This window comes from Devosia ginsengisoli (assembly GCF_024707105.1).
GTDB lineage: Bacteria > Pseudomonadota > Alphaproteobacteria > Rhizobiales > Devosiaceae > Devosia > Devosia ginsengisoli_A.
Window position 1 is genome coordinate 615,968 of record NZ_JANQAJ010000011.1, and the last position, 19,192, is coordinate 635,159.

Annotated in this window: 13 protein-coding genes and 2 pseudogenes; 7 read left to right on the top strand and 8 right to left on the bottom strand. The window is 64.4% G+C overall.

The features are described 5' to 3' along the window. Window positions 1-42 precede the first annotated feature (42 nt). From NVV79_RS17065 to NVV79_RS17075, 3 genes are all read right to left on the bottom strand, one after another. On the bottom strand, window positions 43-588 hold the full coding sequence (locus tag NVV79_RS17065) for a hypothetical protein (RefSeq protein WP_303991647.1): 546 nt from the start codon (window positions 586-588) through the stop codon (window positions 43-45). 138 nt (window positions 589-726) lie between these two features. Next, window positions 727-4,065 carry an OmpA family protein gene (locus NVV79_RS17070; protein WP_303991650.1) on the bottom strand — a complete coding sequence of 1,113 codons (3,339 nt, stop codon included), beginning with the start codon at window positions 4,063-4,065 and terminating at the stop codon, window positions 727-729. Between the two features lie 257 nt (window positions 4,066-4,322). Beyond that, window positions 4,323-5,699, bottom strand: coding sequence for a hypothetical protein (locus tag NVV79_RS17075; protein WP_303991652.1), 1,377 nt, complete (start codon window positions 5,697-5,699; stop codon window positions 4,323-4,325). Window positions 5,700-6,146: 447 nt separating this feature from the next. Here NVV79_RS17075 and NVV79_RS17080 point away from each other — a divergent pair, with 447 nt between their 5' ends. Then, window positions 6,147-6,890, top strand: coding sequence for an SDR family oxidoreductase (locus NVV79_RS17080; protein WP_303991654.1), 744 nt, complete (start codon window positions 6,147-6,149; stop codon window positions 6,888-6,890). On the opposite strand, the gene nagA is transcribed toward NVV79_RS17080, so the two are convergent. The 3 genes from nagA to NVV79_RS17095 are packed head-to-tail and all read right to left on the bottom strand — an operon-like array spanning window position 6,891 to window position 9,861. Continuing rightward, complete coding sequence (nagA, locus tag NVV79_RS17085; protein ID WP_303991657.1) at window positions 6,891-8,051, bottom strand: N-acetylglucosamine-6-phosphate deacetylase; 1,161 nt, start codon at window positions 8,049-8,051, stop codon at window positions 6,891-6,893. Continuing rightward, window positions 8,048-9,058: an SIS domain-containing protein gene (locus NVV79_RS17090; RefSeq protein ID WP_303992743.1), complete on the bottom strand. Its 1,011-nt coding sequence runs from the start codon at window positions 9,056-9,058 to the stop codon at window positions 8,048-8,050. The genes nagA and NVV79_RS17090 overlap by 4 nt, the downstream gene beginning before the upstream one ends. Before the next feature lie 14 nt (window positions 9,059-9,072). Continuing rightward, a complete protein-coding gene (locus NVV79_RS17095; protein WP_303991659.1) occupies window positions 9,073-9,861 on the bottom strand; it encodes a GntR family transcriptional regulator in 789 nt (262 codons plus the stop codon). A 264-nt stretch (window positions 9,862-10,125) separates the two neighbouring features. On the opposite strand from NVV79_RS17095, the gene NVV79_RS17100 reads away from it, so the two are divergent. Then, window positions 10,126-11,022: an N-acetylmuramic acid 6-phosphate etherase gene (locus NVV79_RS17100; protein ID WP_303991662.1), complete on the top strand. Its 897-nt coding sequence runs from the start codon at window positions 10,126-10,128 to the stop codon at window positions 11,020-11,022. A 133-nt stretch (window positions 11,023-11,155) separates the two neighbouring features. Here the strand turns inward: NVV79_RS17100 and NVV79_RS17105 are convergent. Then, a pseudogene (locus NVV79_RS17105) lies at window positions 11,156-13,578 on the bottom strand (glycoside hydrolase family 2 protein). Between the two features lie 23 nt (window positions 13,579-13,601). Next, window positions 13,602-13,922 (bottom strand): XRE family transcriptional regulator, encoded by a 321-nt coding sequence (locus NVV79_RS17110; protein ID WP_303991665.1) that lies wholly within the window; start codon window positions 13,920-13,922, stop codon window positions 13,602-13,604. A gap of 162 nt (window positions 13,923-14,084) precedes the next feature. Here NVV79_RS17110 and NVV79_RS17115 point away from each other — a divergent pair, with 162 nt between their 5' ends. The 5 genes and pseudogenes from NVV79_RS17115 to NVV79_RS17135 all read left to right on the top strand — a co-directional run bounded on the left by NVV79_RS17115 (window position 14,085) and on the right by NVV79_RS17135 (window position 19,085). Then, complete coding sequence (locus tag NVV79_RS17115; RefSeq protein ID WP_303991668.1) at window positions 14,085-14,567, top strand: SRPBCC family protein; 483 nt, start codon at window positions 14,085-14,087, stop codon at window positions 14,565-14,567. 578 nt (window positions 14,568-15,145) lie between these two features. Beyond that, on the top strand, window positions 15,146-16,294 hold the full coding sequence (locus NVV79_RS17120; protein ID WP_303991671.1) for an extracellular solute-binding protein: 1,149 nt from the start codon (window positions 15,146-15,148) through the stop codon (window positions 16,292-16,294). After that, window positions 16,291-17,179, top strand: a pseudogene (locus NVV79_RS17125) (ABC transporter permease). Before NVV79_RS17120 ends, NVV79_RS17125 begins: the two are co-directional and overlap by 4 nt. Before the next feature lie 117 nt (window positions 17,180-17,296). Next, complete coding sequence (locus NVV79_RS17130; protein ID WP_303992745.1) at window positions 17,297-18,034, top strand: ABC transporter permease; 738 nt, start codon at window positions 17,297-17,299, stop codon at window positions 18,032-18,034. 10 nt (window positions 18,035-18,044) lie between these two features. Beyond that, window positions 18,045-19,085, top strand: a complete 1,041-nt coding sequence (locus NVV79_RS17135; protein ID WP_303991674.1) for an ABC transporter ATP-binding protein — start codon at window positions 18,045-18,047, stop codon at window positions 19,083-19,085. The last annotated feature ends 107 nt before the right edge of the window (window positions 19,086-19,192 follow it).

The following is a 19,192-nucleotide window of genomic DNA, read 5'->3' on the forward strand; positions in this document are numbered from 1 at the left end:
ATGGTGAGCTTGTCGAACCACGAGGTTTCAGAAAAGCCAGCCTCAAGCGCCCACGCTGACCTTGCCCAGTTCCACCGCCTGCTCCACCCAGCGCTCACGGCGGACACGACCCTTGAAAGCCAGTTGCGCCTCGACCCATTCCATATCGGCCTTGCTCCAGCCGGCGATCTGGTCGATGTGAAAAATACCCATGGCATGAAGCGATGCTTCAATTTTCGGCCCGATTCCCTTGATCTGCTTCAGATTGTCCGCGCCGCCGCTGCGCGGTGCGGATAGCGTAACCGGCTTGCGATCGGGCGACTTGACCTTCCGCCGCGGCTGCCTGGCAGGCTTTTCCGGCGCTACAATAGTCGTGGCAGCGACCACCGGCGCAACATCAGCCGGCAGATCCTCGACGCTGGCAGCGAGACGGGCCGCCGTGCTGCGCGGTCGAGACGGCACGGCCGGAGCAACAGCAACCGCCGCGACCTGCCGCGTGCCGCGACCGGCATGGAGAATACGGCGGGCGCCATAGCCGATGGCGCAGCCCAGCAGATAGGCCGCCAGTATCAGCGAGGCGGTTTCGGCAATGTGGGCCAAATTGGTCATGGCGCACTCACGGCTTTGGCGACGAGAAGCTGCGCCAGCCGACGACGAGGCCGATCAGCCCCGCCCCTGCCAGATAAGGCCAATAGACTTCAAGCAGATAGAGCAGCGAAGTCCAGTTCATCGCCATATCCTGCCGCTTCAATAATGCTCCGGCTGCACGCTCACCACGATACGCCGGTTGAGCCGCTTGCCTTGGGCCGTATCATTGTCGGCAATGGGCGCGGTTTCGCCATAGCCGACGGCATAAAGCCGGGCCGGCGTGACGCCGCGCGACACCAGCGCCTCGACGACCGCCTCGGCACGCGCCACCGACAGGGCCATGTTCAGGCCCTCGTCGCCATCGGCATCGGTATGGCCCTCGATATGCACCACCGCATCGGGACAGGCCGCCAGATCCAGCGCCAACTCGTCCAGCGCGGCGTCGGATTCGGCGGCAATCAGCGCCGCGCCCGACTGGAACAGGATGGAATTGCGCGCTGAAAATTCGGCAATCGGCGCCGCGCAGGCGGTTATATCGACCGGAACAGGCGCCACGGGTTCAGGCGGCGGTGCCGGTTCGGGTTCAGGCGGTGGAGGCGGCAGATCGATGGCCGTCGTCCAGTCGGCCGCGCCCGGATCGGCGGCAATGGCTGCTAATACTGCCGTGCGTGCTCCGTCGTCAGCGGCAATGCCCCGCAGCGACCAGGCCCCATTGGTGAAGTCGAGCTGGCCTTCAAGCAGATAGAGCAATGCCCGCAGGCCGGTTTCGGCGCTGGGCAGGAAGGTTTCGGGCGCGCCATCGGCAATGCTGATCGCCGCGATATCGCCGCTGCTGATCGACGCGAAATAGCGCAGGGCCGGATCGGACGGCAACTGACCGCTCAGCACCACCTCGCCATCGGCCGAACGCCGCCCCGAAAAGGCATAATTCGGATCGACAACGGCCGGTGGCTCAACCGGCGCCACGGTCTCGACGCCCGGTTGGGCTGCGGCCTCGGCTTCGGTAGCCGGCTCAACTACGGGCTCGGGCTCCGCGGCGGCCTGGGGCTCCGCAACAGCCTCGGGCTCGGTAGCAGGCACCACCTCGGCAACCTGTTCACGCTCGGGCGGGCTGGCCAGCGCCAGCGTCCAGCCATTCGCCGGCGTCGTCGCCGTGGCGATGGCACTGTCGATCGCCCCCGCTGCCTCGGCATCTGCGAGCGTGCCGCTGACCGTCCAGGCGGCGCCGTCATAGCTCACACGGCCTTCAGACAGGCCGGCCAGCGCGCCGAGTGCGGCGAGCAGGTCATCGGCAAATCCTTCGGGTGCCGTGGGGTCGATGCTTGTCTCGTCGGTGACATTGCCCCCTGCCCGCACCACGAGGAAGCGCTGCAGCGACGCCACCGGAACCAGGCCTTGCAGCGTCACCGCCCTGTCGGCGGCCTTGCTGGCCGACCAGATATAAGGCGTGGTCACAACCGGTTCGGGCGTCGGCGCAGCGATATCGATCGACCAGCCGGTGCTATCGGTCGCGGCGGCCAGCGCCGCCAGAACCGTGTCGCGTTGCGCCTCGGATTCGGCACGGCCAGCAAGCGACCACGCCGCCCCGTCGAAGCTGACCTCGCCCTCGGCAAGACCCAGCACCGCATCGAGCCCCGCCGTCGCGGCAGCCACGAAATCACTCGGCGCGCCGAGACCCAGTTCGGTGGAATCGACCACGGCATTGCCGGCATGAACGGCCAGATAACTCTTGAAGCTCGGCGTTGGAACATGCCCGATCAGCGTGACGCCATCGGCCGTCCGCGTGGCGGACCACTGATAGGGGGCAATTTCGGGGATGGAAGGTGGCGGCACGGCGATGGCCATGGACCAGCCGGCACCGGCCAGTTGCCGCGTGGCGAAGTCGGCCTCGATGGCGCCCTTGTCGATGGCCGAGTTGGCGGTTCCCGTCACGGTCCAGCCCATTCCGTCATAGGCCACGTTGCCGTCGCGCAACCACTGCAGCAGGTCGATAGCCGTGCCAGCCGAGGCGAGAAAGCCATTGGGCTCGCCCGAGGCATAAGTCATTGTTGTCGTTGCGCCTTCTCCGGCTTCGGTCAGCAAAGCGGCCTCGTCGGCGGCTGATGGCACCAGGCCCGAGAGCGCAATGGCGCCATCAGCATCCTTGGTCACGGACCAGGACCAGGTAGCGGCGCGGGGCGCCGAGATTTCGGCGCGTGCCAGCACCAGGCCCTGCGGCGCTTCGGCTGCCATCATGGCCAGCAACGCGTCGTAGTCCGCGCCGGAGCGGGCCGTGCCGACGATGGTCAGCACATTGTCGCGCAGAGCGATGCGGCCTTCACTCATCTTCTCGAGCGCATCGAGGCCGAAATCGGCACCCGACCGGTAGCGCTCGGGCGCACCGCGGCCCAGCTTGAGATAGCTGGTATCGGCCCCTTCGCGCAGGCTGAAGGCTTCGCGCGTGGCCTCGTCGGGCGCATAGCCGTCGAAGACCACGGCGCCGCCTGCCTGGCGGGTGGCACTCATCCAGTAGTCGGCGATCCGGGGCGGTTCGAGCACCACGATCGTGCCTGATGGTTCCAGCGTCTCGACAATACCCTGGGCGATTTCCAGCGTGGCGGGTGCGCCGGACAGCGTGCTCTGGCCATCGATGATGCTGGCGGCGCCATATTCGAGACGCGCCAGTTGTTCGAGCAGAGTCTGGGAAAGCTCAGCAAAACCAGCGGGTTCGCCTGAACCGAGCGCCAGACCGGTCGCGACCTGCGCGCCGGAAACCTCGGCCGTGCGGTAGCGCTCAACCAGGGCATCGTCGGGCACGTAGCCGGAAACGTCGACGCGCTTGCCATCGAAAGCCGCATTCCACGCATAGGGCGAAACCAGCGCCGGGGCGATGGTGATGTCGCCCAGTTCCAGCCCCGCCGGCGCTCCTGCGCGCAGGACGATCAACAGGTCGCGGAAGGCGCGCTCGGATTTGGCTCTTCCGTTGAGGCTGACGGTCAGGTCGGACACCACCGCTTCGCCCTGGTCGAAATATTGCAGCCGGTCGATGGCGAATTCCGCCCCGGCCACCCAGAGCCGGCCATCCGGCACGCCGGACCGCAGCTCCAGAGCCCCCTGCTCTGTCCCGGCCAGCGCCAACAGACGCTGCCTCGTGGTCTCGTTCGGCACGGCGCCGGACAACGCGATCGCGCCCTGCTCCAGCCCGGCATGCAAGACATAGGGCCGGGCCATCGGCGCAAGTGTCACATCGGTCCTGACCGAGCGGATACCGGCCAGTCCGGCAAGCCGCGTCACGGCGGAATTCAACTGAGCCTGATCGGTGGTCGTACCGGTCAAAGTCAGGTCGCGGGCGTCGAGCGACAGTTCGGCCCAATCGTAGCCGCCGGTACGCATGGCAGTGGTGCTACGAGCCGCCAGATCATCAGCGATATAGGTCGATGTCATCGCCAGACACAAAGTCGTGCCGCCCAGGACAGTGGCGAGTCCTGGCACGACCCACTTGATGAGGTCCCTGATCATTCCCGTTCCAGTGAATGTCCGCAATTTTCGCGAGGCTAGTGCATTTCGCCGTGCGAGGGAACGAAAATGGAGCCGGTAAGTGGTTGTTTCCGTGGGATTAAATCATGCGGCCGACAGGAAAATGTCCCTGCGATAGATCGAAGACGAGAATCAGCTCGATCTCACCTCCTCATGGAGCCGCCCACGCGAGCGCATCCCCAAAAGCAGAAAGGCCCGGCATGAGCCGGGCCTTTCCGTAGCAGGTCGTAATCCGAGGATTACTGGAAGGCCTTGGAGGCCTTGAAGGTGACCTTGTAGGCGCCGTTCTGCTGAACCTTGGCACCGATCGACGACGAGAAGCCGCCGCCGGGGTTCCAGCCGAGTTCTGCACTGCCGTAGAAGTCGGAGTAGGCAGCCGCAACCGGAGCCGGAGCAACGTCAGCAGCGTGGCCATACACACCGATTTCGGTGGTCAGCTTGACGGTTTCGGTCAGCGAAGCGATCAACTGAGCAGCAACCTGGTAGCCGTCGCCAACACCGGCCGTACCGTCGTTGAAGTAACGACCACCGATGTTGATTTCGATACCGTCAGCAACGGTGGCACCGATGGAGCCGCCGAAGCCGAAGTCGGTGTCGAGAGCAGCGCCACCAACGGCGGTGCCACCAGCAGCTTCAGCCGACAGAGCAACCTTGAACATGTCGAACTTGGCTTCGCCCGAAACCAGGCCGTTCCAGTACGACCAGTTGCCGGCCGGGTTGTAGCCGCCGCCAGCAGCCAGGGCTGCACGGAGCTTGAAGGCGTCGAACGTGCTGGTCACGCCAGCATGCACGGCATAGGTATCGCCAACGGTCTGAACGCCGTCGAGCAGGCCACCAACGGAACCGCTGATGTGAGCAGTGATGCCTTCGCCGGCATACTGCAGCACGCCGATCAGGCTGCCAGCTTCGTTGTCGGTACGGTCGAGAGCTTCAAGACCGATCTTGCCGACCAGGCCTTCGCCGAAGCTGGATTCGAGCTGGATGACGTGACCACCCTTGCGAACCGGGCCTTCCCAGACGCCAACGTCGGCATCCTTGGACATGAACAGGCCGGTGAAGTTGAACGGCTCGTCGTCGCCTTCGTTGAAGATCGAACCCTTCTTACCAGCGCTGAGGATGGTGGTGTCGCCGACCTGGACATAAGCGTCCTGGGCGCGGAGAACATGCGCATCGCCGTTCACGACGCCGATGGCGTCACGAGCGCGCTGGTAGTCACGCTGGCGCAGGTTGATCACGACCGAAGCCGGACCAAAGTCGCTCGATGCGGTGCCGACGAACTTCAGCAGGGTCTCAACCTTGGAGTCCCAATCCTGGTTGGACACGCCAACGAGGTTGCTGGGGGTGTCGACAGAGACAACACCGTCGGTGTTCGGAGCGCCAGCAAACGGGGTGTTGGCGATGATGTGGCCGCCACCGTTGTAGTTGCCCCATTCGAACGTGTAGTTCACGGCGCCCGAGATCTGCAGGCAGTTGGTGTCGGACGAGATGGTCAGGCCCGACAGGCCCAGTTCGTCGCAGACGTCGAGCGAGGTGAGAACGCCCAGATCGGCAGCGAAGCCGGCGGTCGAGAGACCGGCAGCAGCAACAGAACCGAGGATAAGGCTCTTGAGTTTCATTAGTTGACCTCCAAAGTCAGTCATTCTTAGTGCCGGTTGCCCAGCGGTTTGTCGAAACGCGACCACACTATTCGTGGTGCAGTGTGTTGCCGTCGCGCTGCGACCGACAAACGATCCCATGCATGGATTCGCAGGGCCCACTCTACGCATGACGAAAAATGACGCAATCGCGCAAAAGCCGTTTTGCCGCCGCGCAACATGGTTGGGAACCGGATGTTGCAGATTCAGCACACAGACGGAAACCGACTGTTAACCCGGCTGAAGGAAGCGTTAAAATCCGCCCGTTTTGCGGGCATGTTACAGCGCGCAAGCGCGCCGACGACGCTATATTCGCCGCGCCGGCCTGCAATGCGCCTGCCATAGACGCAGCGAGGATGCGGCGGAATCATGCCGGAAATTCGAAAAGCCGGAGGCGGCGATTCCGCCTCGCCACAATTGGGAGCGAACATGCAAAGCCAGAAGAAGGTTGCCGTCATCACCGGGGGAAGCTCGGGCATCGGCAAGGCCGCGGCGCTCGGCCTGGCCGCGGCGGGATACGATGTCGCCATTTGCGGGCGGCGGGCCGATGCGCTGCAAACCGTGGCCGTCGAGACCAAGGGCTACTGGGCCGAATGCGACGTGACCGATCCGACGGCGGTGGCGCATTTCTTCGCCGGGGTCAAAGAGCGCTATGGCCGGATCGACCTCGTCTTCAACAATGCGGGCCGCTTTGCACCGGCTGTTTCGTTCGGCGATCTCGATGTCGTCACCTGGCGGGAAATGGTCGATACCAATCTCAACGGCGCCTTCTATGTGGCGCGCGAAGCGTTCCGCGCCATGCGCGACCAGGCGCCACAGGGCGGGCGCATCATCAACAATGGTTCGATCTCGGCCTATGTGCCCCGGCCGGGCGCCGCCTCCTATACAGCGACCAAGCACGCCATTACCGGGCTGACCAAGGCAATCTCGCTGGATGGCCGCGCCTTCGATATCGCCTGCGGGCAGATCGATATCGGCAATGCGGCCACCGACATGACCAGCCACATGAATGCCGGCTCGCTGCAGGCCAATGGCACGATCATGCCGGAGCCAACCTTCGATGTGCGGCACGTCGTCGACGCACTGCTCTATATGGCCGGGCTGCCGCTATCGGCCAATGTGCAGTTCATGACGGTGATGGCAACGACCATGCCTTATATCGGCCGGGGCTAGTCAGGCGCGAAATACTTCCGCGCCGGCGATCCAGGTGGCACGTACCTGCCGGGCATCCGACAGATGCACGAAACTGGCCACGGCGCCCGGCCGCAAATGGCCGAACTCGCCTTCGATGCCCATGGCCTCGGCCGGGTAGAGCGAGGCCATGCGCACAGCCTCCTCGAAGGGCAGGCCGATGCGGCTATGCATGAATTCCACGGCGTCGATCATGTCGAGATCGGCGCCGGCCAGCGTGCCGTCGGCCAGGCGCAGGGCGCCGTCGGCGCGGGTGATGGTGCGGCCGTTGAGTGTCAGCGTCTTGATGTCGGTGCCGGTCTGCGACATGGCATCGGTGACGAGGAAGATGCGGCCCGGGCCGGATTTGGCGCGCAAGGCGATCCGGATCGCGTCGGGATGAACATGGATGCCGTCGGCAATGAGGCCGGCCGAAACGCCGTCGCCGGTCAGCACGGCGCCGACCACGCCGGGCTCGCGGTTACCCAACTGGCTCATGGCATTGAACAGATGCGTCGCCATGCTGGCGCCGGCGGCAAAGGCAGCGCCGGCCGTGGCCGCGTCGGCATCGGAATGGCCGATGCTGACGATGATCCCGGCATCGGCCAACGCCGCGACCTGGTCCGGTGTCACGGTTTCGGCCGCCACCGTGCAGAGCAGGTTGGGCAGATCGGCGCGCGCCGCGATCAGGCGTGCCAGGTCCTCGTTATCCATCGGCCGGATCAGTGCGGGATCGTGCGTACCCTTGCGGGCGAGCGACAGATGCGGCCCCTCCAGATGCAGGCCGATAAAGCCGGGCACACCCTGCTCCGCCGCCGCCTTGCCGGCGGCCATGGCGGCGATATTGACCTTCACGGTATCGGTGATCAGCGTTGGCAGCAGCGCCGTCGTGCCGAATTGTGCATGGGCGGCGCAGATGGTGCGGATGGCGTCCACTGACGGATCGTTGTTGAACAGCACCCCGCCGCCGCCATTGACCTGCAGGTCGATGAAGCCGGGCACCAGCATGCCGCCCTCGAGCCGAACCCGCTCGGCATTGGCCGGAATCGCATCCGCGCCGGCAATGCCCGAGACATGGCCGAATTCCACCAGCAGCGCGGCGTCATCGTGCCAATGCTGCCCGTCGAAAATACGAGCGCCCGTGATGGCGAGCAGGTCGCTCATACCGTTTCCGTCACTTTCTTGAGGGCCGGCGGCACATCGGGGTTCAGCCCGCGATGGCGCGACAGCGTTTCGACAAAGCCATAGAAGGAGACGATGAGCGCCAGTGGGTCGGTGATCGGGTGGCCGGTGGCCGCGAAGGGCAATGCCTTTGCCGCGCCGGGCCGGTCGCCGGTGAGAAAGGCCAGTGCTCCCTGCCCGGCCAGCTTGTGCGCCATGTCAGCCACCGAGGCCTCGGCAGCGTCGCGCGCGGCCAGGCCCAGCACCGGATAGCCCGGCGTGACGATGGCGACCGGCCCGTGCATCACTTCGGCGGCGCTATAGGATTCGGCCTGGATATTGCAGGTTTCCTTGAATTTCAGTGCCGCTTCATTGGCGATGGCAAAGCCCGGTCCACGGCCGAGCACATAGAGGGCATTATGGCCATCGAGCGCGCCCACCAGTTCGGACCAGTCGCATTCCACCGCCCTGCGCATGGATTCCGGCAGCGCATTGACGGCGGTATTGAGCGCCTCGTCGCCACTCCAGCGGGCGATGAGCGACAAGCCGGCCACGACGGAGGTCACGAAGGTCTTGGTGGCCGCGACCGACTTTTCCGGCCCGGCATGCAGGTCGATGGTGAAGTCGGATGCCTCGGCCAAAGGCGAGCCTGATGTATTGGTAATGGCAATGGTCGTCGCGCCCGAGCGGCGGGCCGACTGCGTCATGCCGACAATGTCCGGTGACTTGCCCGACTGCGAAATGGCGATGGTGGCGGCGCGGCCGAGCTTGAGATCCTTGCCATAGATCGAGGCGATGGACGGGCCGATCGAAGCCACCGGCAGGCCCAGGGTCAGCTCGATGGCATATTTGAGATAGGCGCAGGCATGATCGGACGAGCCGCGGGCAACCGTCGCCACCAGAGCCGGATCGCGCTCGCGCAAAGCCGCGGCAGCCGCATCGAGCCCCTTGCCAGACTGGTCGAGGAAATTGGCGACTACGCCGGGAATGGCCTCCACTTCCTGCCGCATATAGGTCTCGTTGCTCACGTCTTGCTGCCTCCGGGGGCTGGAGAATCGCCGATCCGCAGTTCGGCGACGAAGTCATAGGTGTCGCCCCGATAGATGGAGCGGGTGAATTCGATCACTCGCCCGGAGGCGAGGTAGGAGGTGCGCTCGATATTGAGCCCGGCCGAGCCGCCCGGCACCTGGAGCAGGTGCGCATCCTCATCGGCCAGGTTGGCGGCGCGGATGCGCTGGATGGCGCGGATGGGCCGGTTGCCGGATTTATCGAGATGCTTGTAGAGGCTGTCGCCGATGCTGGCCGGATCGGGCAGGATGCGTGAGGAGAGGCTCGCCCGCTCGATGGCCAGCGGCGTATCGCCGGTGAGGCGCAGGCGCGAAATGCGCGCCACCTGCTCGCCCGACGAAAGCCCCAGGATCACGGTTTCTTCCGGTGACGGCAGATAGAGCCCGCGATCGAGCCATTCGGCCCGTACCGCCATGCCGCGCCGCGCCATGTCCTCGGTGAAGGAGGTCAACTGCGACAGCGATTGCTCGACGCGCTGGGTCTGCGGCGCCACGAACGTCCCCGAACCATGGCGCTGCACCAGCACGCCATCCTTGACCAGTTGCAGCACGGCCTTGCGCACGGTCACGCGCGACACATCGACCTTGGTGGCGAGATCGCGTTCCGAGGGCAGCGCATCACCGGGATTGATGGCGCCGCTATGGATGGCATCCTCGATCCAGCGCTTGAGTTGCAGGTAGAGCGGGCCACCGGAGGGCAGCACGACAGGGCCTTCGGCAAAGAAACTGTTCGACACGTCGGTCACTATTCCCCCCTCGCCTTGTGGCGCCCGTCATCGCGTTGCATATCACTAAAAATCCGTCGTTTGACCAGAAGCCCATCCTCCCGGCAATATGATACCAATAAAATACCATTTACCAAGCCCCAAATCGCGTTTCTGCACAATCGAGGCATGACGCTGGTGCAATTGGGGTTTTGGCAGCCAATCCACTAGCCGGACCACCCGATTCCGGTCGTCATGTAGACAAGTGGTATTTTTTTGGCATTATTGCGGCAAGTGGAGACCGGTATGAGCGCAACCCGAACCGAGATGACCCATGCCCGCGCCAGGGGCTTCGATACCCTGCCCCCGCAGGACGCGCTGGCGATTCTCGCGGCGGCGCAGGCCGAGGCCGCCGCCGCGGTGCAGCAGGCGGTGCCCGATATTGCCGCAGCGGCGCGGCTCGCCGCCGATTGCCTGCAGCGCGGCGGAAGGTTGGTCTATGTGGCGGCCGGCAGTTCCGGGCTGATGGCACTGGCCGATGCGCTCGAACTGCCCGGCACCTATGGCCTGGCCCGCGACCGTATCAAGGTCCTGCTGGCCGGCGGCATTGCCGGCCTGACCGACATGGTGGGCGGCCCCGAAGATGATGCCGATGCGGCCCGTGCCGAGGTTGCGGCAGCCGATGTCGGCCCGGACGATTGCCTGATCGCCCTCACCGCCAGCGGCTATACGCCTTACCCCATGGCCGCCGTGGAGGCAGCCCGGGCAGCAGGCGCCAAAACCATCGGCATCAGCAACAATAGTGGCGCGCCGCTATTCGATCGTGTCGACGTGGCCATCTGCCTGCCGACACCGCCCGAAGTCATTGCCGGCTCGACCCGCATGGGCGCGGGCACTGCACAGAAGATCGCGCTCAACATGCTGTCCACCATGATGGCCATCCATCTCGGCCATGTGCATGACGGCTATATGGTCAATCTCATTGCCGACAATATGAAACTGCGCGGCCGGGCGAGGCGCATCGTCATGGCCGTAAGCCAAGTGTCGGAAGACCAGGCCGCCGACACGCTGGAACAGGCCGGCGGCGCGGTGAAGACCGCGATATTGCTGGCGGCCGGAGCCGATGGCGTCGATGGCGCGGAACGCTTACTGACGGCGAATGCAGGCCGGCTGCGGCCAGCGCTGAAGGCGCTGGGGCGGTAATACTCCTCCCTTGCCCCACTCACAGATCGTCACCCTCGGGCTTGACCCGAGGGCTCTGCACTTGCAAAGCGTTCGGCAAGTGTAACGCCCTCGGGTCGAGCTCGAGGGTAACGGCCGGTGGGCGTGGGCCGTCTTACTTCACCAACTGATTGGCACACCGAAACACCGGGCTCGCCCCCAGCGTCCCGGCATCCAGTTCCACCGCACAACTCACCCTGAACACCCTGCTCCCCCCCGGCAGCAGCGTCACCAGCATCTCGTCCACGCTGGCATCGGGGTGGATACGATCCGCAAACAGGCACAAGTCCTTCAGCAGGCTCCGCGCCGTCACCGTTACGAGCCAGTCCCCGCCATCGCGCACCACGGCGATATCGGCCCGCGCCTCGGGCAGGTCGAGCGCCACATCCTCGTTGAACCAGTAATGCGCCACGCTGTCATGCATGGTCGCCACCAGCATTTCCATGCGCGGATTATCAGGCGTCGCCACATCGGCCGGAACGGCCAGCGCGGCGATATCCAGCCGGTCGGCGCAGAGCCGCCAATGCGTCCACTCCGCCAGCACCGTGCCGTCGAAGCGCACGCGCTTCACCGTCACCGGCCCGCGCCAGAACAAAGTCCGCTCGTTGACGGCGAAAACATGCAATTCATCGCCACGCTTCTGCATAGTCAGCAGATGCGGATGATAGGCGGCGCGCAGCGCATACCACAGCGGCTTGCGCCTGCCATAGCCGTCCACCGCGGCCCATGACGTCACCGGCCAGCAATCGTTCAACTGCCAGACGATGGCGCCCATATTGGTGCCGCGATGGCTGCGCCAATGCTCGATGCCGAAGCGGATGGCACGGGCCTGGTTGAGCTGGGTGGCATAGTGCCAGTCGTCCATATTCTCAGGCACCGGAAGGTGCCCGGTGAGGCCCCGCAACAGCTTGTCATTGCCGATGGTAGCCTTCTGGTGATGCCATACGCCCGGCGAGGTCGGCGTCATCGGCTCATCGTGGACCGACTGGCTCAGCGTCGCCCAGGTGGGCGGCGCCTGCCAGCCGAATTCGGAGCAGAAGCGCGGCACACTATCGGCATAATGCTCGTAGCCGATGTCGTTCCACACGTCCCAGATATGCGAACAGCCATGCGCCGGGTCGTTGGGATGAATGTCCATCGACCCGGAATAGGGGCTACCCGCCCAATAGGGCCGGGTCGGATCGAGTTCCGCCACCAGGCGCGGCAGCAGGTCGAGATAATAGCCAAGGCCCCAGCTCCGGCCTTCCAGCACGCCCTGCCAGCCCCAGTCGAACCAGCCCCAGATATTCTCGTTATTACCGTTCCACAGCACCAGCGAGGGATGGGGCATGAGGCGGACGATATTGTCGCGCGCCCGGCCTCGATCTCATCGGGCAGGTCACCCTCTTCCGGATAGGCGGCGCAGGCGAACAAAAAGTCCTGCCACACCAGCATGCCCGCCGCGTCGCAGGCTTCGTAGAACGCGTCGGTCTCGTAGATGCCACCACCCCAGACGCGCAGCATGTTGATATTGGCTTGCTTGGCCTGGGCGATGCGGGCGGCATAGCGCTCGGGGGTCACCCGCGGCAGGAAGCAATCGTCGGGGATCCAGTTGGCGCCGCAGATATAGACGGGCACGTCATTGATGACGAAGGTGAAGGCGGTGCCTTTGTCGTCTTTCGACGTATCGAGCCGCAGCGAACGGAAGCCGATTTTCCTGCGCCAGGAATCGGTTACGGCGCCGGCTTCATCCAGCACTTCGACGACAAGTTCGTAGAGCGGCTGGCTGCCCAGTCCATGCGGCCACCAGAGTGCCGGATTCGGCACGGTCAGATCGAGCACGTCGCCCACCGGTAGCTCGACGGTTACCCCAGCCACGCTAGCCCGCAGCGTTAGCCCCTCGCCCCCGTCCACATCCACATACGCCCGCACGCGACCATCCGCGCCTTCCAGCGTCACCTCGGGGCGCACGCTGGCAATGCGGGCCTTGCTCCAGCTTTCCAGCCGGATCGGCTTCCAGATGCCTGCCGTGACCAGTGTCGGGCCCCAGTCCCAGCCGAAATTGCACGCCATCTTGCGCATCAGATTGGCCGGACCGGGATAGTTATTGGGTCGCGGCTCAAATTGGGCCGCCAGCGCCTCGCCGCGCGTCCAGGCAGACTCGAACAGGATCGTCAGCGTATTGGCGCCCGCCCGCAGCAGGCCGCTTATATCGAACCGGTATTCCCGGTTCATATTGGCCGTTTCCCCGACAATGGCGCCGTTGAGCACGATCTGCGCAAAGGTATCGAGCCCGGGACAGACCAGCTCGACATGCTCGGCGCCTTCGTCCTGCCACTCGAATTCCAGTTCATAGCGCCAGTCGCAGCGCCCCACCCAATCGACCCTTATCTCGTTGAGGTCGAGATAGGGGTCGGCGATTAACCGCGCCGCCAGCAGGTCGGTATGGACAGCGCCGGGCACGGTCGCCGGAATGGCGTCCGGCAGCGCCGGCGCGCCATGCGGCCGGGCGCAGGTCAGGGTCCAGCCCTGGTCGAGGGTCCGTCGGGGAAGGGGCATTGCGGGCTTTCGCTATCGATGGGTCAGGCGATGTCGTCTTCGCCGGTCGTGCCGCCCTCGCCTTCCCAGGTCTGGATGCGCTTGACGGTCTGGCGCGGGAATTTCAGGCGCACGCCCGCACCCACCCCGCCCTGCTCGGGCAGGAAGACCACACCGGCCTCTTCCAGCGCCGCCCGGATGGCGCGCTGGCAATTGGCTTCGGGCTGCAGCGTTTCAGCCTCGAAGCGCTCGATTTCGCTGGCCGGCACATTGGTCGCCTCGGCCAGGCCTGAAATCGACCAGCCGACCAAGGCCCGGCCGGCGCGGCTTTGCGGCGCGGTGATGGGTGGCACTGGCTCGGTCATGGCATGTCTCCTCGGGCTGGTTACAGCAAACATCCTCCGGGCGCGCCTGCCAAGCGGGGACATCGCCGCAGCACAAAAAAGATGAAAATCGACGCGGGCGTGTCGAAAGCCGGCCAGGTCGCTCGTCGCCCTGATGAAACTGCCCATCACGGAGGACTACAAATGACCAACGCGCTTCCCACCCAGGATACCGACCGCGACCTCGTGCTGACCCGCCTGCTCAATGCCCCGCGCGACAAGGTATTTCAGTGCTGGACCCAGCCCGATCTCATCAAGCAGTGGTTTGCCCCCAAGCCCTGGACCACGCCCAAGGTCGAGATGGACCTGCGCCCCGGCGGCGGCAATGTTTTCACCATGGCCGACGAGAACGGCACCGAATATCCCAATGCCGGCCAGTATCTGGAAATCGTGCCCAACGAGAAGCTGGTCTTCACCGATGCCTTTACCGGTGACTGGGCGCCCTCGGCCAAGCCCTTCTTCACCGCCATCCTGACCTTCGAGGATGCCGGCGAGGGCAAGACGCGTTACACCGCCGTCGCCCGCCACTGGACCGCCGAAGATGCCGCCGCCCACAAGCAGATGGGCTTTCACGAAGGCTGGGGCATGTGCGCCGCCCAGCTCGAAGAACTGGCCAGCCGCATCTGAGGGGCCAATCGGCGACTCATTCCGTCGCCCGCCCACTGATTCTTCCTCCAGCCGCCCCCGGACACCATCCGGGGGCGCTATCGTATCTGCGTACTGTCATAATAGAACACCAATTCCATTACTGGAACGACTTGTGCGCTTCATTCGAAACTGCCCCGCCGCCGCCCGAAACCATCCGACCGGGTCTCCCCGACACAAATTCTTCCGCGCCCATGCTTGCGTCGCGCTACGCCGAAACGCCGTGGCATGACGCCGCCGCAATATCGTGGCTCGTGCGGAGGCGGTGCCCTTCTTCCAAATTATATTCATTGAATTCAATACTATACGCCATGCAACCTGACGCACCACGCCGCGTCAGAATGCGGGTTTTGCGCGACTGTTACACGACTGTCGCAGAGCTGTGATTTCTACGCCCGGATCGTTGCGTCGTAGATCGGCGGGTTTCCGCTTGCATAATTTTCCGACCGGTAGTTAGCTTCCGGCCAGGAGAGGTCGACGCAAGATCGATGAAACCTAAAGGCGGAACTGACCGCCTCGTGGAACATCCGTTCCAAATGAACGGACTTTGGGAGATTACAATGAAACGGCGTGATTTCATGCTTGCTGCCGGTACTGCTGCCGGCGCCCTGATGCTGCCCCGCATGTCCTTCGGTGCCGAAGGCGTCATCGACTGGTACACCAGCTCGGACAGCAACATTCTCGATTTCTGGACCAATACGGTGAAGCCGGCCTTCGAGGCGGCCAATCCGGGCCTGTCGATTAACCTGGTCGATGCTGGCGACGGCGCCGGCATCATCGCCATTGGCGAACGCGCCATTGCCGCCAAGCAGACCAATACCGACCCGCAGGCGGACTTCTTCGAATCCGGTAATGCCCAGTTGCCGCTGGATGCCATCGATGCCGGCATCTACGTGAACATGAAGGAAGCCGGGCTCTCCAACTATTCCAAGGTCAACCCGCTGGCTTTCGACAGCGACTACAGCCTGCCCTATCGCGGCAGCCAGGTGCTGCTGGCTTATGACAGCACCAAGCTCGCCCCCGCCGACGCTCCCAAGACCTGGGACGATCTCGTCGCCTGGATCAAGGCCAATCCCGGCCAGTTCGTTTATAACCGTCCCGACAAGGGCGGTTCGGGCGGCAATTTCGTGCGCCGCGCCATCCACCAGGCCAACGGGCTCGATCCCGACAAGTTCACCGTGGACAACTATACCCAGGAATTCGGCGACGAAGCGCTGGGCAAGGCCTGGGAACTGCTGGCCGATATCGCGCCGTCGCTCTATGACAATGGTGCCTATTCGTCGGGCAATACCCAGTCCATCCAGTTGCTGGCTCAGGGCGTGGTGACCATGACCCCGGTCTGGTCGGACCAGATTCTCCAGGCCATCGATCAGGGCGTGCTGCCCGACACGACCGGCCTCGTCCAGCTCCAGGACCTGGCGCTGGTGGGCGGGTTTACCCGCAGCATCGTGCTGGAGAATGGCGCCAACCGCGATGCCGCCCTCAAGCTGGCGGACTTCATTCTGTCCGAAGACATCCAGAGCGCCGTTCTCACCGAACTCGGCGGCTTCCCCGGCGTATCGTGGGACTATATCGCGCCCGAACTGCGCGAGCGCTTTGCCGATATCGTGCCACAGACGATTCCGACTTTCCCGTCGGGCGCCTGGGAAGCCGCCATCAACGATGGCTGGTACCGCAACGTGGCTCCCAACGTCGATCGCAACTCGTGACCGAACTGGCTGAGGGAGCGGCACGCCCGCTCATCGAAACCACGGGTGAAAGCAGGAGGCCAACCGGCCTCCTGCTTGTCGCCATCCCTGTATTGCTGATGGCATGGCTGATCATCTGGCCCATCTTCAGCGCCATCGGCCGGACTATCTGGCGACCCGATGCCGAAGGCGTGCCGGGCTTTACGCTGTCGAGCTACGTCTTCTTCTTTTTCCGACCAGTACAGCATCAACAATCTGCTGGTGACGCTGTGGACCACGGGCATGTGCGCCCTGCTGCTCCTGGTCATCTGCCTGCCTATCGCGCTGTATCTGCGCTTCTCGTCCGGGCGGATGCCGGCCTATGTGCAGGCGCTGGCCATTTTTCCCATGTTCGTGCCCTCGATCATCCTGGCCTATGCGTTCATCCGCGTGCTGGGACCGAATGGCATGGTCGATATCCTGCTCAATGCGGTGGGCCTGCCCAAAATCCGCACGCCCTATCTGACGCCCTGGGGGCCGGTGATCGGGCTGGTCTGGGACAATATCCCGCTGACCGTGCTGATCCTGCTGTCCGGCATGGGCAATGTCGCCAATCACGCCATCGAGGCGGCCCGCGATGTCGGTGCCAACCGGTTCCAGGTGTTCTGGCATATCGTGCTGCCGCGCATTTCCAATTCGATGCTGGTGGCCATTTCCTTTGCCGTGCTGGGCATTTTCTCGTCCTTCACCCTGCCCTACCTGCTGGGCCCGGCCGCGCCGGAAATGATGGGGCCGTTCATGAACCGCACCTTCCGCGAGGTGCAGGACCCGCTCAACGCCATCACGCAGGCGGTCATCACCTTCTGCTTCTGCATCGCCTTCGGGCTGTTCTATGTGCGCTCGGTCGCACGCAACCAGGGGAAGTAGGATGGCACAACTCGCTCCTGCCGCCAACGCCGCCCCCGGCCTGCGCCGAACCGCGTGCCCATCGACTGGACCGGCATAGCCTTTACCGCCCTGCTCTCGGCCGCCATCATCCTGCCCATGTTGGTGGTTGCTACCTGGGCTTTCACCGAGGTCTGGCGCTATCCCAACGTGGTGCCGCAGCAATTCGGCCTTCGTTTCTGGAACCAGACGCTGACAAGGCCCGATGTGTGGGCGGCGCTGACGCTGAGCCTGCAGCTCTCCACTGTGGTCACCCTGCTTTCGGCCGCCATCTGCCTGCCGGCGGCCTATGCCTTCGCCCGGCTCAGCTTCCCCGGTCGCAACGTGCTGTTCTTCTCGTTCCTGGCCGGGCATGCCTTCCCCAAATTCGGCCTGCTCATCGCCATCGCTGCCATTTTCCTGCAACTCAACCTCATCGGCACTTTCTGGGGCGTGGTCCTGATCCAGCTCGTGGGCACATTGCTGTTCATGATCTGGATACCGGTGGCCGCCTTCCAGTCGGTCGATCGGCGCATGGAAGAGGCGGCGCGCGACGTGGGCGCCGGGCCGTTGCGCGTCTTCTGGTCGGTCACCCTGCCCCAGGCCGGCCCGACCATTGCCGCGGCCGTGCTGCTGAGCTTCGTCGGCACCTTCTACGAAACCGAAGGCGCCTGGCTCATTGGTGCGCCCGGCATCCGCACCATGCCGGTGCTGATGATTTCCTTCATCAACAACCAGATGGTCATCCAGTATGGCGCCGTGCTCTCGGTGATGCTCTGGGTCCCCTCTTTCATCGCCCTGATGTTCGCCCGGCGCGTCATTGGCGGCGGCGCCTTTGCCCGCGGCTTCGGCGGCTAGGAAACTGCATATGTCCGTTCTCAAAATCTCCGATGTCACCAAAGTCTTCGCCGCCGGCAATGTGGTGGCCGTCGATACGTTCTCGCTCGATGTGGCCGATGGCGAACTGGTCTGCCTGCTCGGCCCCTCCGGCTCGGGCAAGTCCACCCTGCTGCGCATGGTGGGCGGTTTCGAGCGTCCCACCGGCGGTCTCATCACCATCGATGGCGAAGACATCACCCACCTGCCGCCGGAAAAGCGGCCCACCGGCATGGTGTTCCAGAGCCATGCCTTGTGGACCCATATGAACGTGTTCAAGAACCTGGCCTTCGGCCTCAAGCTGCGGCGCATCCCGGCCGACGAGATCAAGCGGCGCGTCGAGGCCGTGCTCGAACTGGTCGGCCTGGGCGGCTATGGCACGCGCCATGTGAACCAGTTGTCGGGCGGCCAGCAACAGCGCGTGGCCCTGGCCCGCTCGCTGGTGCTGGAGCCGAAAATCCTGCTGCTCGACGAGCCTTTTGCGAGTCTGGACCAGCACTTGCGCGAAAGACTTCGCGAAGAGGTGCGCGATATCCAGCAGCGCCTGAAGATCACCACCCTGTTCGTCACCCATGGGCAGGACGAGGCTCTGTCGATGGCCGATCGCATCGTGGTCATGCGCGACGGCAAGACCGAGCAGGTCGACCGCCCCGACATCATCTATCGCGAACCGCAGACGCCCTTCGTTGCCGGCTTCATCGGCACGATGAACCTCATCGAGGGCACTGTCGCCAATGGCACCTTCATCCGGGCGGGCTATTCGACGCCGCTGCCCGTCAGCGACGGCCCGGCCATCCTGGCCATCCGCCCCGAAGCGCTCGAGCTGACCGTGGCCAGCGACGGCAGCCAGGGCAAGGTGCATCGCGTCACCGATTACGGCACGCATGGCCTGGTGGATCTCGATCTCAACGACAACACTCGTATCAAGGCGATGGTCAGCCATCCCGACCTGTTCAAGGCCGGCCAGGGCGTCACGCTGGCCGCCACGGCCGTCGCCGCCTATCGCGACGGCGCCGTCATCCATCGGACCTGAGGGCAGTAGACCTCATGGTGAGCCTGTCGAACCACGAGGTCGTGCCACCGACCCTGCCACGACCTCGCCCTTCGACAAGCTCAGGATGAGGTCTACTGAAGGATAGT